This window comes from Saccharopolyspora endophytica (assembly GCF_018070075.1).
GTDB classification, from domain to species: Bacteria; Actinomycetota; Actinomycetes; order Mycobacteriales; family Pseudonocardiaceae; genus Saccharopolyspora; species Saccharopolyspora endophytica.
Genome location: NZ_JAGPXE010000005.1, coordinates 288,050 through 301,969, shown reverse-complemented (window position 1 = coordinate 301,969; position 13,920 = coordinate 288,050). Strand labels below are relative to the sequence as shown.

Here is a 13,920-nt window from a genome sequence, read left to right as displayed (position 1 = left end):
GTCGAGGGCGAGCCGTCCGCCTGCGATTACATCTGTTCCGGCGCGCTCACGCCGAGCAGGCCCAGACCGTTGGCCAGCACCTGGCGGGTGGCCTCGCACAGCTGCAGCCGGGCGATGGTCAGCGGATTGGCCTGGTCGTCACCGGGCTGCAGCACGCGGCACGCGTCGTAGAACTTGTGGTACGCGCTGGCCACGTCCTCCAGGTAACGAGCCACCCGGTGCGGTTCGCGCAGCTGGGCGGCCGAGCGCACCACGCGGGGGAACTCGCCCAGGGTGCGGATCAGGTCGCCCTCACGTTCGTGGGTGAGCAGCGACAGGTCGGCATTCTCCACGGATCCCCGCTCGATGCCCAGGGAGGTGGCGTTGCGCTGCAGCGACGACAACCGGGCGTGCGCGTACTGCACGTAGAAGACCGGGTTCTCGTTGGTGCGCTTGCTGATCAGGTCCAGGTCGATGTCCACCGCGGAGTCCACCGAGGAGCGGATCAGCGAGTAGCGCGCGGCATCCACGCCCACGGCCTCGACGAGGTCCTCGAGGGTGACCACGGTGCCGTTGCGCTTGCTCATGCGGACCGGCTTGCCGTCGCGCATCAGGTTCACCATCTGGCCGATCAGCACCTCGACCACGGACGGGTCGTCACCGAGCGCCGCGGCGGCGGCCTTGAGCCGGGCGATGTAGCCGTGGTGGTCGGCGCCCAGCATGTAGATGCACAGGTCGAAGCCGCGGGACCGCTTGTCGCGCAGGTAGGCGATGTCGCCGGCGATGTAGGCCGGAGCGCCGTCGCTCTTGATGACGACCCGGTCCTTGTCGTCGCCGTACTCGGTGGAGCGCAGCCACCAGGCGCCGTCGGTGTAGTAGAGGTGATCGGAGGCCTTGAGCTGCTCGACGCAGGTCTCGACCTGGCCGGAGCTGTGCAGCGAGTCCTCGTGGAAGTAGACGTCGAAGACCGTGCCGAAGTCGTTCAGGCTCTGCTTGATCTCCTCGAACATCAAACCGACGCCGACGCGGCGGAAGGTCTCGTTCCGCTCGTCCTCGGGCTGGTCCAGCACGCCCGGCTCCGCCTTGAGGACCTGCTCGGCGATCTCGCCGATGTAGCCGCCGCCGTAGCCGTCCTCCGGGGCGGGCTCGCCCTTGGCCCCGGCGATGAGGGACCGGACGAAGCGATCGATCTGCGCACCGGCGTCGTTGAAGTAGTACTCGCGGGTCACCTCGGCGCCCTGAGCGGAAAGAACCCGTCCCAGCGCATCACCCGCGGCCGCCCAGCGGGTACCGCCGAGGTGGATGGGGCCGGTCGGGTTGGCCGAGACGAACTCCAGGTTCACCTTCAGGCCGTTGTAGAGCTCGCCCTTGCCGTACTCGGCGCCGCTGCCCAGCGCTTCGCGCACGATCTGGGCCTGGGCGTCGGGCGCGAGCCGCAGGTTCAGGAAGCCGGGACCGGCGACATCGGCCACGTCGATGGCGTCCTGGCTGGTCAGCGCCTCGGCGAGCCAGGTGGCGAGGTCACGCGGAGCGACTCCCGCCTTCTTGGCGACCTGCATCGCGATGTTGGTCGCGTAGTCGCCGTGCTCCGGGTTTCGCGGACGCTCGACGGTGACCGCCTCGGGCAGCACCGACGTGTCCAGCCCACGGGCGGAGAGCACGTCGACGGCGGTGTTGCGGACCAGTTCAGCGAGCGCGGCAGGAGTCACCCTGTGAAGTTTAGGGATCCTTCCACCCAGTTCAGACGCCGGGTGCCGCCCACTCCGTGGACTCGCTGGGGCCGTTCGGCCCAGCGGGATTGCGCGTCGCGCGCGAGGCGACCACGGGGCGTGATCGAAGCGTTGTCTGTGTGTGAGAACGTGTGGTGGCGAGCATTTGCCTATCGGCACACCGCCACACGGGCAATCTCTACACTGGCGGGCGCTGTCCCCCGGTTCTGGCGAGACGAGGTTTGCGAGCAGCATGGCTAAGAACAAAGCGGTGCGCGGCGCCGCCGTGGTGAACCAACGGTCCATCCCGTGGATTCTGGTATCCGGGGTGACGGTGGTCGCGGTGTTCGCGGCGGTGATCTTCGGATACGCCTACACCCGGTGGTCCGATCAGGCCGCGACGCGCGATGCGCAGGCAGCTGCGGAGAAGGCCACCGAGGCGTTCAAGCCGTCGCCGCAGAACCCCGACCCGTCGAAGGGGATCCCCGGGGTCATCACCGCTCAGTACGAGGGTCAGCAGCACGTGACCCCGAGCCAGCGCGTCGCCTACGACAAGAACCCGCCGTTCGGCGGCCCGCACGACGGCGTCTGGGCCGACTGCACCGGTGTGGTCTACCCCCAGGCGGTGCGCACCGAGAACATGGTCCACTCGCTGGAGCACGGCGCGGTCTGGATCGCCTACAACCCGGACAAGGTCGACGAGGCCGGCCTGGACCGCCTCAAGGTCCGCGCCCAGGGCAAGCCGTACACGATGCTGTCGCCGTACCCGGGCCTGGACAAGCCGATCTCGCTGCAGTCGTGGGGTCACCAGCTCAAGGTCGACAGCGCCGACGACCCGCGGATCGACCAGTTCATCACCGCGCTGCGCCTGAACAACAACGGCGTGTACCCCGAGGTCGGCGGCTCCTGCCAGGCCTACCCGGGTGCGTTCGACACCAACAACCCGCCGAAGTTCGACGCGACTCCGCCCGGCCCGGATGCGGTCACCATGGACGGCAAGGGCGCGAACGCCGGCTCCGGCCAAATGGGCCAGTGAGCCCGTTGCCGCAGGCACGACGCGTTTCGCAGGTCATCGTCGCCATCGTGGCGGCGTTCTCCCTGCTGCTGTTGGGGGCGGCGCTCGGACTGCTGATCCGGGTGCCGTCCTTCGACAGCGCAGAACCCGAGGCCACGGCGGTCGACGTCGGTTTCTCGCAGGACATGAGCGTCCACCACCAGCAGGCGGTGACCATGGCGACGCTGGCGCGGGAGCGCGCCGACGACGTCGCCACCCGGCAGCTCGCCTTCGACATCGAGACCAACCAGCGCGACCAGATCGGCCGCATGCAGGGCTGGTTGGGCATCTGGCACGAGCCGGCCCAGGCGACCGGGCCGGTCATGCAGTGGATGACCGAGAGCACCGGCCACCAGCACGGCGCCGCCCCGATGCCGATGCCGATGTCCGGTGGCGCCTTGATGCCGGGCATGGCCACCAGCGAGGAGCTCTCCCGGCTCGGCACGCTTCGAGGCCCGGAGTTCGACGTCTACTTCCTGCAGCTGATGCTGCGCCACCACCAGGGTGGAGCTCCGATGGCCGAGTACGGCGCGACGCACGCCGCCGTCCCCGCGGTCCGCGCCCTGGCGAAGAACATGCTCGGCTCCCAGGGCAGCGAGATGGAGCTGATGAAGACCATGCTCAGCCAGCGCGGCGCGAAGCCGCTGGCGTGAGCATGGGAACCTTCCGCTCACCCTGAGCCGACGCCCCGCAGCCGTTCACCAGGTCAGCTCCTGGCAGCGCCGCGCGCATTCGGCGGGCTCGACCTGCAGGGTCGCGTGCTCGATCCGGTAGCGCTCCGACAGCAACCGCTGCGCGGAGGTGAGAACACCGCTGTGGTCGGCGTCGGGTCCTGCCGTCAGGTGGGCGGAGGCGACCTCCATGCCCGAGGTCAGCGTCCACACGTGCAGGTCGTGAACCTCCGTGACCGACGGCAGCGCGGCCAGATCACTGCGCATCGCCTGCACGTCGAGGCCTTCGGGAGCCTGCTGCACCAGGATCCGCAGCGCCTGGCGGGCGAGCGTGAAGGTTCGGGGCAGGACGAAGAGCCCGACGCCGACGGCGATGATCGGGTCGGCGAGGTACCAGCCGAACGCCCAGGTCACGAAGCCGCCGACGAGCACACCGGCCGAGCCGATGGTGTCGGCGAGGACTTCCAGGTAGGCGCCGCGCACGTTGAGACTTTCGCCCGCACCCTTGCGCAGCAGCGCGAACACGACGAGGTTGGCCAGCAGACCGGCGGCCGCGGTGACCATCATCGGCAGGCCGGCGACCTCCTGCGGCTGCCGGAACCGCTCCACGGACTCGAACAGGATGTAGCCGGCGACGCCGAACAGCAGGACGGCGTTGGCCAGCGCGGCGAGGACTTCGACGCGGTAGAGACCGAAGGTGCGCTTGTTGCCCGCGGGACGCCGAGCGGCGGTGATCGCGGCCAGCGCCATCCCCACGCCCAGGACGTCGGTGAGCATGTGCCCCGCGTCGGACAGCAGGGCGAGCGACGACGTCAGCCACCCGACGACGGCTTCGAGCACGAAGAAGGCGAGCAGCACGCCGAAGGCGATGGACAGCCTGGTCACGTAGCGGCCGGACGCGTGGACCGCATCCGCCGCGGATCCGTGCCCATGACCGTGGCCCATCTCTTCGCCTCCTCACATCCAGGTCAGATACATAGCGAAGTATGCATGATTCGGAAGGTGAGACGGAAGTGCCCTGCAACCCAGATCACCACCCGGCCACCTCGGGTGCGGTGACAGGAAGGTTCCCAGGCACCCATCCACCGGCAACCCCTAGATGAACACCGTCGAGGCGCGGCAACCCGACCCCATCCCAAACACGCGTGCGGCGTGCGATAAGCTATCGATCGTCCGCAGCGACGAGCCCTCGTAGCTCAGTGGATAGAGCACTGCCCTCCGGAGGCAGGTGTCACAGGTTCGAATCCTGTCGAGGGCGCATTCGAAGGACGAGCGAACCGCCTCTGGTCAACGAGAACTGGACCAGAGGCGGTTTTGCGTTTCGGCGACGGCCGACCCACATCTGCCGCTTTCAGCCGATAGTCGCGTGCAATGCGCGTGCATCGACCTCTTGCGCACTTCGGCCACGTAGGCACCTTCCGCAACACCGTTCCGCGATGACCGCACGAGGACCGTCGCATCAGATCCGGGGCGGAGGTTCCGCCGTGCCGCTCAGGTCGCCCGGACGAGCCGGTGCCCGCAGGGTCGCTGGGCTGCGGGCACCGGTGTCCGGTCGAGCGCTGCTACACCTTCGGACCGCTGCCCGCCGTGTCCTTCTCGGCGTGCTCCTGCGGCTCCGCGGGCGCCACCACGACCGAGACGGCGTCCGGGGCGGTCACCGCCGGCGGCGTGAGGACCGACGCGTAGTCGTGCTCGGTGGTGTAGGCGAGGAAGCCCAGGTGCGCCTCGTAGCGATCAAGCACGTCGTCGATCACCTGCTGGTGCGACAGACCCATGAGGTCGTAGTCCTCGGATCCGGTCTGGTTGACCACCTCGACCCGGTAGTAGACGTCGGTCTGGCGGGACATGCGTCCGCCGAACATCGGTACCGGGACCTCCACGGCCCGCACCTGGTAGTGGAAGTCGCGGTGCTCGGGGATCTCGACCACCAACGCGTGGCTGGAGATGCCGGCCTGCTCGTTCGGGAGCAGTTCCAGCGTGGCCCGGTAACCCTGCTTCCCGAATTCCCGGGCCACGTCGGCCAAGGCCGACTGCACGGTGCCTTCCAGGAAGTGAGCGACCTGCTTCTTCGACGGGTACGAGCGCATCCGCTCCAGCCGCTGGCGCCAAGTGCGCTCCGGCGCGAAACCGCCGTGCACCGCGGTCGACCGCCGCTGCAGCGCCCGCCCTTCGCGCTCGGCCCGCTCCATCCGCAGGACCTTGGAGAAGGAGGCCATCACCAACCAGGCGATGATCGTCACGGGCAGCGCGAAGATGAGCGTCGCGTGCTCCATGGTCGTGACGCCGCCGGCCACCAGCATCGCGATGGTCAGCACCGCGGTGAGCACCGCCCAGAAGATGCGCAGCCACTTGGCCCCGTCCTGTGACGGCTTGGGGATCGAGGACGAGAAGTTGGACATCACCATGGCTCCGGAGTTGGCGCTGGTGAGGTAGAACAGCAATCCCGACAAGGTGCCCAGGCCGATCAGGAAGCTCGCACCGGGGAACATCTCGAGCAGCGCGAACCAGCCCTTCTCGGGACTGTCCATGGCCAGCCGCGCGAACTCGTCGTTGCCGTTGAGGACCTGGTGCATGGCGCTGTTGCCGAAGATGCTCACGATCAGGAAGTCGCAGAGCACCGGTGCGGTGATGGCGGCGATGACGAACTCGCGCAGCGTCCGGCCGCGCGAGATGCGGGCGAGGAAGAGTCCCACGAACGGGCCCCAGGCCAGCCAGAAAGCCCAGAAGAACAGGGTCCAACCGGCCATCCACTCAGAACCGCCCTGCTGGTAGGCGAAGGTCTCCAAAGTGCGGCCCGGCAGCGTGGAGAGGAATCGGCCGATGTTTCCCACCAGGGCGTTGAGCAGGAACGCCGACTGCCCGGTCACCAGGATGTAGAGCAGCATGGCCGCGGCGAACCAGATGTTGAGCTCGGAGATCAGCCGGATGCCCCTGTCCAAGCCCGAGGTGCAGGCCGCGACGGTCATGATCACGGCCACGATCACCAGCGCGATCTGCAGGGCCAGCCCCTCCGGGAGGCCGAACAGCAGGGCGAAGCCGACGTTGAGCAGCACGACGCCGATGCCCATGGAGGTCGCGACGCCGAAGACGGTGCCGACCAGGGTGACGATGTCGATGGTGTCGCCGATCCCGCCGCGAACTCGCTTGCCGAGCAGCGGGTACAGGGCGGCCCGGATGGACAGCGGCATGCCCCAGCGGTAGGCGAAGTAGCCCATGGCCATGCCGAGCAGGGCGTACATGGCCCAGCCGGCCACGCCGTAGTGGAACATCGTCCAGACCACGGCGTCCTGCGCGGCGGCAGTTGTCTTCCCATCGCCCGTCGGCGGGGCCATGTACTGGGTGATGGGTCCGGTGACGGAGTAGAAGAGCATGTCGATGCCCACTCCGGCGGCGAAGAGCATCGCCACCCAGGTGAACAGCTTGTACTGCGGCCGCGAGTGGTCGGGGCCGAGCCGGACCGAGCCTTCCTTGGACAGCGCTACCCAGAGGACGAACGCGATCACCACGGTGACGGTCAGGACGTAGAACCAGCCGAGGTTCTCGGCGATCCAGGCCACCACGATCTCCATGGTGCTGGCGGCGTGCCCGGGCACGAGCATGGCCCAGAGGGAGAAGGCGACGACGACGGCCGAAGCGATGATGAAGACGCGCCAGTTGACCCTGGGGCCGGGTTCTTCGACGAGCTCCGCGTGAGCGTTGCTGAGCTCTTGGCTGGAGGCGGGAGGCCGGTTCTCGGCCTCCGAGCCGTGGCGCCTGCGTTCGGTGCCGCCGAGCCGGCGGCGCTCGATCGGAGACTTCGGCGACTCTCCGCCGTGGCGGGGCGCGTCTGTGGATTCGGGCATGCGGTCCTCCTCCTCTCGGCGACGAGTTCGGGCTGGCGTCAGCGCGCACCGAGCGGTCCCGGTGCGCGACCTCGCCTCTGCCTCTTCGTCGCGGACTGGTGATCAAGGACGGATTTCCACTGCCGACGCGGATTCGGGTTCATCCCTCGACTGGCACTCGGTGACCGAGAAGTCGAGCCGCTCGTCGCTGGTCATGTCGATCTCGACGCACGCGATGGTGCTGACAGCAGCGAGCCGATCTGGGGCGGGCGGGTCGAGCAGGGAAGTCCAGGGTCAGCGCGAACAGCACCACGCCCTTGATGCACCGATCGCGGGGGCGACAGCCCTCGTGGGCGAAACCAGTTCACCGCGCTCCACGCGGAGGAATGCCGACGCTGGTGTGATCATTGACAGAGCGGCCGCAACCGCGCTGAGCTGAAACACCGCTCCCCCGAACTATCCTTCTACTCGCACGCAATTCTCGACCCGCATTGACATTCTTCTGCGGGAACCGCGTGATACATGAGATTGGTATAGGACAATTCGGCGAAATAGAACCCATGTGTAGTTATTGCCACAACCCAAAGCTGCAACTTTCCGCATCGTGAGATCAAAACGGGACGCCGACTGCCGCAGCGTGAGCGTGAACGCCGCCGGTGGCTCTGGACGCAATCGGAACAAAAAGATCCGCCTCTGAACGATTTCATCCGTTCAGAGGCGGATCTTTTCCAACCCGCCCGATCTCAGCGCGTTGTGCGCCAGATCAGGAATCGAAGTCGACGGTGAGCACGTCGCTGACCGGGACGGACTGGCAGGTCAGGACGAACCCTTCGGCCACTTCCGCTTCTTCCAGCGCGAAGTTGCGGCGCATGTCGACCTCTCCCTCGGTGACCTTCGCCCGGCAGGTGCCGCAGACACCGCCCTTGCAGGCGAACGGCAGGTCGGGCCTCGCCTTCTGGGCTCCGTCGAGAACCGATGTCTCCCGCGACAACGCGGTGGTCGTGCGCCGGCCGTCGAGGACGATGGTGGCCTCGGTGGTCTCTCCCGACGGCGCCGCGTCGATGTGCTTCACAGGTTCCGGGGGCACGTCGTCGACGTAGAACAGCTCCCGGTGAATCCGCTGGTCGGCCACGCCGAGTTCCCCCAGCAGCTGCTTGGCCCCGGTGACCATGCCGAACGGCCCGCACAGCCACCACTCGTCGACGTCACCGACCTCGGGCACCAGCGCCATCAGCGCGCGCAGCTTCTCCTCGTCGAGACGTCCGGTGAACAGATCCGCCTCCCGCGGTTCGCGGGAGAGAACGTGCACCAGCTCCAACCGCTCGGGATAGCGGTCCTTCAGATCGGCGAGCTCGTCGGCGAACATCACGGTGTCGGTGCGGCGGTTGCCGTAGACGACGGTCGCGGTGGCTGAAGGGTCCCGAAGAACCGTCGCCGCGATCGACAGCAGCGGGGTGATGCCCGATCCGACACCGATCAGCACGTGATGCCCCGGTACCGACTTCGGGCTGAACGCCCCGGTCGGGGCGCCCACCTCGATCTCGTCGCCGGGGCGAACCTCGTTGACCAGCCAGGTGGAGAACAGCCCGTCGGGGACTTCACGCACACCGATGCGCGGAGAGCTCCCTTCTGCCGAGCAGATCGAGTACGACCGCCGCTCCTCTCGTCCGTCGATCACGCGGCGCAACGTCAGCGACTGACCGGCCCGGAAGTCGTAGGTGCCGTCGAGCTCTGGTGGCACGGAGAAGGTGACCGCGACGGCGTCGTCGCACAGCCTGCTGACCTCTGCGACGGTCAGCGTGTGGAATTCGCCCCGCACCCGGGACTTGGTAGACGCGGTCACCTCAGATCTCCTTGACGTGTTCGAACGGTTCGTCGCACGACCGGCAACGGCGCATCGCCTTGCACGCGGTGGCTCCGAACTCCGACAGCAGTTCGGTGTCCGCCGCACCGCAGCGCGGGCAGGGAACCTTCCGCTCAGGCGGGTGGAGCGACAACGGCACCGGACCGGGACCGCGCGCGGGGACCCCGCCAGGTGGTGCGATGCCGGCTTCTGCGAGCTTGCGCCGACCCTGCTCGCTGATCCAGTCCGAGCTCCACGACGGCTGCAGCACGGTGCTCACCTCGACTCGGGCGAACCCCGCTCCCTGCAACGCGTGGACCAGGTCGTCGCGCATCGTGTCCATGGCCGGGCAGCCGCTGTAGGTGGGCGTGATGGACACCTTCACCGCACCGTCCTGTTCGGACACCTCGCGCAGCACACCGAGGTCGGCGAGCGTGAGCATCGGCAGTTCGGGGTCGCAGACGGTCTCCGCGACGGCTCTGGCGGTCACCACGTCGCCTCCGGGTGCGCTCGGGCGACGCTCTGCAACTCCGCGAGGAGGTACCCCATCGCTTCGGTGTGCCGACCGTGCCTGCCGGTTCCGCCGGCTACTCCTGCTTTGCCCGGGACATCGGGGCGTTCCAGCGTCGCGGCCTGGAGCACCTGCGCGAGCACGCCGTCGAACTCCTCGCGCACCGCGGCAGGATCGGCCGCGATACCGGCCTCCACCAGGCGGGTTTCGATCTCGTGCGGGGTGAACAGCTCGTCCACGTACGGCCACACGGCGGTCAAGGCCTCCCTCATGCGCTCACGGGAGAAGTCCGTGCCATCGCCCAGGCGAACCGCCCATTGAGCCGCGTAGTCGCGGTGGTAGGTCAGCTCCTTCACGCCCTTGTCGGCGATGGCGGCGAGCACCGGGTCGCCGGAGGTGGTCAGCCGCTGGAACGCCGCGAGCCGCCACGTGGACAGCACCAGCAGCACCGCGATGAGTTGCCCGAAGTCGCCGCGTTCCAGCTCCGCGAGCCGCACGTTGCGGAACTGGGCCTCGTCGCGGAAGAACGCGTAGTCGTCCTCCCCACGTCCGCTGCCGTCGGCCTTGCCGGCCCGGGCCAGCAGGAGCCTGGCCTGCCCGAGGAGGTCCAGGCCGATGTTGGCGATGGCGACCTCGTCCTCGAGTTCGGGGGCGAAGGTGCACCACTGCTGCAACCGGTGCGACAGGACCAGCGCGTCGTCGCCCAGCATCAGGCAGTACGCGGCCAGATCCGAGCCGTCCACACCGGACGGCACCGAGGTGTCGACCCCTGCCAGCGGGTCTTCGAACCCGCTGCCGAATGCCCAGCGCGAATCGTCGTGCGCGTCGATGAGTGCCTCGTAGGCGTTGTCAAAGGACATCGTCGGCTCACATGTGGGGAACGTTGTCGGGAATGTCGTAGAAGGTGGGGTGCCGGTAGACCTTGTCCCCCGAGGGAGCGAAGAAGGGATCCTTCTCGTCAGGGCTGGATGCCGTGATCGCGGACGACTTCACCACCCAGATGCTCACGCCCTCGTTGCGCCGCGTGTAGAGGTCGCGCGCGTGATGCACGGCCATCTCGTCGTCAGCGGCGCGAAGGGACCCGACGTGCACGTGGTTCAAGCCCCGCTTGCCGCGCACGAAAACCTCGTAGAGGGGCAGTTCACTCCGGCTCATGGCTTCGCCTCCGTCATCTTGCGCGCGTGCGCGGCTGCCGCCTCGCGCACCCATTCGCCGTCCTCGTGGGCCTTGCGGCGCCGGGCGACCCGTTCGGTGTTGCACGGCCCGTTGCCCTTGATGACCTGCTTGAGCTCGTTCCAGTCGACCTCGCCGAAGTCGTAGTGCTCGCGTTCGGCGTTCCACTCCAGGTCGGGGTCCGGCAAGGTCACGCCGAGCACCTCTGCCTGCGGAACGGTCATGTCGACGAAGCGTTGCCGCAGCTCATCATTGGTGTGCCGCTTGATCTTCCAGAGCATCGACTGCTCGGTGTGCGACGATTCGGCGTCCGGCGGGCCGAACATCATCAGCGACGGCCACCAGAAGCGGTTCACCGCGTCCTGGACCATGTCCCGCTGCGCCTGAGTTCCCTTCATCATCGTCATCAGCAGTTCGTAGCCCTGCCTCTGGTGAAAGGACTCCTCCTTGCAGATCCGGATCATCGCCCTGGAGTAGGGGCCGTAGCTGGACCGGCACAGCGGCACCTGGTTGCAGATCGCCGCGCCGTCGACGAGCCAGCCGATCACGCCGACATCGGCGAACGACAACGTCGGGTAGTTGAAGATCGACGAGTACTTCTGCCGACCGGTGATGAGCTTCTCGGTCATGTCCTGCCGGTCACCACCGAGCGTCTCGGCCGCGGAGTACAGGTACAGCCCGTGCCCCGCCTCGTCCTGGACCTTCGCCAGCAGGATTGCCTTGCGGCGCAGCGAAGGTGCCCGCGTGATCCAGTTGCCCTCGGGCTGCATGCCGATGATCTCGGAGTGCGCGTGCTGGGCGATCTGGCGGACCATCGTCTTGCGGTAGCCGTCGGGCAGCCAGTCCCGCGGTTCGAGCCGCTGGTCCTTGTCGAGGGTGTGCTCGAAGTGCTCCTCGAGTTCCTGGTCGGACAACGTTGCTGTCATCGCTTCTCCTTGGACACCAGGGTGAGCACGTCGTACTTGGCGACGGATTCCTGGTCGTCGTTGGTCACGTCGGCGTCCCAGCGGACTTCGCCGTAGTCGGCGTTCTCGCGGGGCGTGATCTGCTTGCAGGTCAAGGTCACGGTCAGCGCGTCGCCGGGCTTGACGGGCGTGAGGAACCGCAGGTTCTCCAGTCCGTAGTTCGCCAGCACCGGTCCGGGCTCAGGCGACACGAACAGTCCCGCAGCGAAGGAGACGACCAGGTACCCGTGCGCGACGATGCCACCGAACAGCGGGTTCTCCCGAGCTGCGTCTTCGTCGGTGTGCGCGTAGAAGGTGTCGCCGGTGAACTCCGCGAAGTGCGCGACGTCCGCATCGGTGACCTGGCGCGGACCGGCCACCACCGAGTCGCCGATCTTCAGCTCGGCCAGCGACTTCCGGAACGGGTGGACGCCGTCGGTGGCACGAGGGGCCCCTTCCACCCATCGTCCGGTGACCTGGGACAGCACAGCTGGGCTGGCCTGCACCGCCGTGCGCTGCATGTGGTGGAGGACGCCGCGAATGCCACCCATCTCCTCACCACCACCGGCGCGGCCGGGACCGCCGTGCACGAGCGCCGGCATCGGCGAACCGTGCCCGGTGGACTCCTTCGCGTCATCCGCGTCGAGCACCAGCAGCCGTCCGTGCCACGGCGCGACACCGAGCACGACGTCGCGGGCGAACTGCGCATCCCCGCTGACCACGGAGCCGGCCAAGCTCCCCTGCCCGCGCGCGGCGTAATCGACGACCTGATCCACGGAGGTGTAGGGCATGAGCGTCGACACGGGCCCGAACGCCTCGACCTCGTGGGGTTCCGCTCGATCGGGGTCCGCCTTGAGCAGCACCGGTGAGATGAAGGCTCCCTTTTCGGCGTCGGCGTCGACCACCTCGACCTGCTCCGGGTCGCCGAAGACGATGCTGCCCGCGCCCTGCAACGCCTTCAGCGACCGGCGGACCTCCTCGCGCTGTTCGAGGCTCGCCAGGGCACCCATGCGGACGTCAGCGTTGGCCGGATTTCCGACCTTGATCTTCGCCAGGCGCTCACCGGCCGCCTCAGCGACGTCGTCGAGCAGCTCCGCCGGGACGAACGCCCTCCGGATCGCGGTGCACTTCTGGCCTGCCTTGACGGTCATCTCGGTGACCAGCTGCTTGACGTAGAGGTCGAATTCCGCGGTCCCCGGTTTGGCGTCCGGGCCGAGGATCGAGCAGTTGAGCGAGTCGGCCTCGGCGTTGAAGCGCACCGAGTTGCGCACGATGGCCCGATGGGCGCGCAGCTTCTGCGCGGTGGACGCCGAGCCGGTGAACGACACCAGGTCCTGCCCGGTCACGTGGTCGAGAAGGTCCCCTGCGCTTCCGCTGATCAGCTGCAGCGACCCTTCGGGAATGAGCTCGGACTCCACGATCAGCTCGACGAGCTTCTCGGTGAGGTAGGCGGTCTGACTGGCCGGCTTGATCAGGCTGGGCACGCCTGCGAGGAAGGCCGGGGCGAACTTCTCCAGCGGCCCCCACGCGGGGAAGTTGAAGGCGTTGATCTGCACTGCCACGCCACGCAGCGGGGTGGCGATGTGCTGGCCGAGGAAGGTGCCGCCCTTGCTGAGCGGTTCGACGTTCCCATCGACGTAGACGGTGTCGTTGGGCAGTTCCCGCCGCCCCTTGCTGGAGTAGGAGAAGAGGACCCCGATCCCGCCGTCGATGTCGAACTTGGAGTCTCCGAGGGTCGCGCCGGTCTTGGCCGACAGCTCGTAGAGCTCTTCGCGGTGCTCGCGGAGGTGCGAGGCCAACGCTTTGAGCAGGGCTGCGCGTTGGTGGAAGGTCAGTTCCCTCAGCGCCGGCCCACCGACCGCGCGTCCGTGTTCGAGCGCTGCGGCCATGTCGATGCCGGCGGAGCTGATCCGCGCGACCTCGGCACCCGTGACGGCGTCGTGCAGTGGTGCGCCTTCGGCTTCGCCCACCCTCCAGCCGCCACTGGTGTAGCTGCGCAGAACCTTGCTCGCGCCTTGAGCCATCGTGCCTCGCCCTCCAGAATTACTAACCGAACGGTCGGGAATTAATGCTAGCGCGCAACGCCGGGGAGCGAAAGTGGCAAGGGCCCGATCCACCCCGTCCGGATGGAGGACGCGAGCAAGGCCGCCTTCCTCTCATCGGCAGCAGAGGAGTGCGATGAAGGTTCCCTTGCGCAGGTCTCGCCCAGCAGCCC

The 13,920-nt window shown here is 67.9% G+C and carries 12 protein-coding genes and 1 tRNA gene; 4 read left to right on the top strand and 9 right to left on the bottom strand.

What is annotated here, in order from left to right:
- Nucleotides 1-26 precede the first annotated feature (26 nt).
- The gene (gene argS / locus KBO27_RS15020; protein ID WP_210970602.1) at nucleotides 27-1,688 is read right to left on the bottom strand and encodes an arginine--tRNA ligase; all 1,662 of its coding nucleotides are present in this window, start codon (nucleotides 1,686-1,688) and stop codon (nucleotides 27-29) included.
- 253 nt (nucleotides 1,689-1,941) lie between these two features.
- On the opposite strand from argS, the gene KBO27_RS15015 reads away from it, so the two are divergent.
- Nucleotides 1,942-2,724, top strand: coding sequence for a thioredoxin-like domain-containing protein (locus tag KBO27_RS15015; RefSeq protein WP_210970601.1), 783 nt, complete (start codon nucleotides 1,942-1,944; stop codon nucleotides 2,722-2,724).
- Nucleotides 2,721-3,395, top strand: a complete 675-nt coding sequence (locus KBO27_RS15010) for a DUF305 domain-containing protein (RefSeq protein WP_210970600.1) — start codon at nucleotides 2,721-2,723, stop codon at nucleotides 3,393-3,395. The genes KBO27_RS15015 and KBO27_RS15010 overlap by 4 nt, the downstream gene beginning before the upstream one ends.
- Before the next feature lie 45 nt (nucleotides 3,396-3,440).
- On the opposite strand, the gene KBO27_RS15005 is transcribed toward KBO27_RS15010, so the two are convergent.
- Nucleotides 3,441-4,358, bottom strand: coding sequence for a cation diffusion facilitator family transporter (locus KBO27_RS15005; protein ID WP_210970599.1), 918 nt, complete (start codon nucleotides 4,356-4,358; stop codon nucleotides 3,441-3,443).
- Nucleotides 4,359-4,598: 240 nt separating this feature from the next.
- Here KBO27_RS15005 and KBO27_RS15000 point away from each other — a divergent pair.
- Nucleotides 4,599-4,671 (top strand) — tRNA-Arg (locus tag KBO27_RS15000).
- Between the two features lie 304 nt (nucleotides 4,672-4,975).
- Here the strand turns inward: KBO27_RS15000 and betT are convergent.
- Nucleotides 4,976-7,255, bottom strand: coding sequence for a choline BCCT transporter BetT (gene betT, locus KBO27_RS14995; protein ID WP_210970598.1), 2,280 nt, complete (start codon nucleotides 7,253-7,255; stop codon nucleotides 4,976-4,978).
- Nucleotides 7,256-7,415: 160 nt separating this feature from the next.
- Here betT and KBO27_RS14990 point away from each other — a divergent pair, with 160 nt between their 5' ends.
- Entirely contained in the window at nucleotides 7,416-7,673 is a 258-nt protein-coding gene (locus KBO27_RS14990; protein WP_210970597.1) for a hypothetical protein, read from the top strand.
- A 324-nt stretch (nucleotides 7,674-7,997) separates the two neighbouring features.
- On the opposite strand, the gene paaE is transcribed toward KBO27_RS14990, so the two are convergent.
- From paaE to paaZ, 6 genes are read right to left on the bottom strand one after another with little or no spacing between them, the layout of a single operon-like run.
- Nucleotides 7,998-9,077, bottom strand: coding sequence for a 1,2-phenylacetyl-CoA epoxidase subunit PaaE (paaE, locus tag KBO27_RS14985; protein WP_210970596.1), 1,080 nt, complete (start codon nucleotides 9,075-9,077; stop codon nucleotides 7,998-8,000).
- Between the two features lies 1 nt (nucleotide 9,078).
- Nucleotides 9,079-9,570, bottom strand: coding sequence for a 1,2-phenylacetyl-CoA epoxidase subunit PaaD (paaD, locus tag KBO27_RS14980; RefSeq protein WP_132672377.1), 492 nt, complete (start codon nucleotides 9,568-9,570; stop codon nucleotides 9,079-9,081).
- On the bottom strand, nucleotides 9,564-10,448 hold the full coding sequence (gene paaC / locus KBO27_RS14975) for a 1,2-phenylacetyl-CoA epoxidase subunit PaaC (protein ID WP_210970595.1): 885 nt from the start codon (nucleotides 10,446-10,448) through the stop codon (nucleotides 9,564-9,566). Before paaC ends, paaD begins: the two co-directional genes overlap by 7 nt.
- Nucleotides 10,449-10,455: 7 nt before the next feature.
- Nucleotides 10,456-10,743, bottom strand: coding sequence for a 1,2-phenylacetyl-CoA epoxidase subunit PaaB (gene paaB, locus KBO27_RS14970; protein WP_132680281.1), 288 nt, complete (start codon nucleotides 10,741-10,743; stop codon nucleotides 10,456-10,458).
- A complete protein-coding gene (gene paaA / locus KBO27_RS14965; RefSeq protein ID WP_210970594.1) occupies nucleotides 10,740-11,687 on the bottom strand; it encodes a 1,2-phenylacetyl-CoA epoxidase subunit PaaA in 948 nt (315 codons plus the stop codon). Before paaA ends, paaB begins: the two co-directional genes overlap by 4 nt.
- On the bottom strand, nucleotides 11,684-13,729 hold the full coding sequence (gene paaZ / locus KBO27_RS14960; RefSeq protein WP_210970593.1) for a phenylacetic acid degradation bifunctional protein PaaZ: 2,046 nt from the start codon (nucleotides 13,727-13,729) through the stop codon (nucleotides 11,684-11,686). Before paaZ ends, paaA begins: the two co-directional genes overlap by 4 nt.
- Nucleotides 13,730-13,920 lie beyond the last annotated feature (191 nt).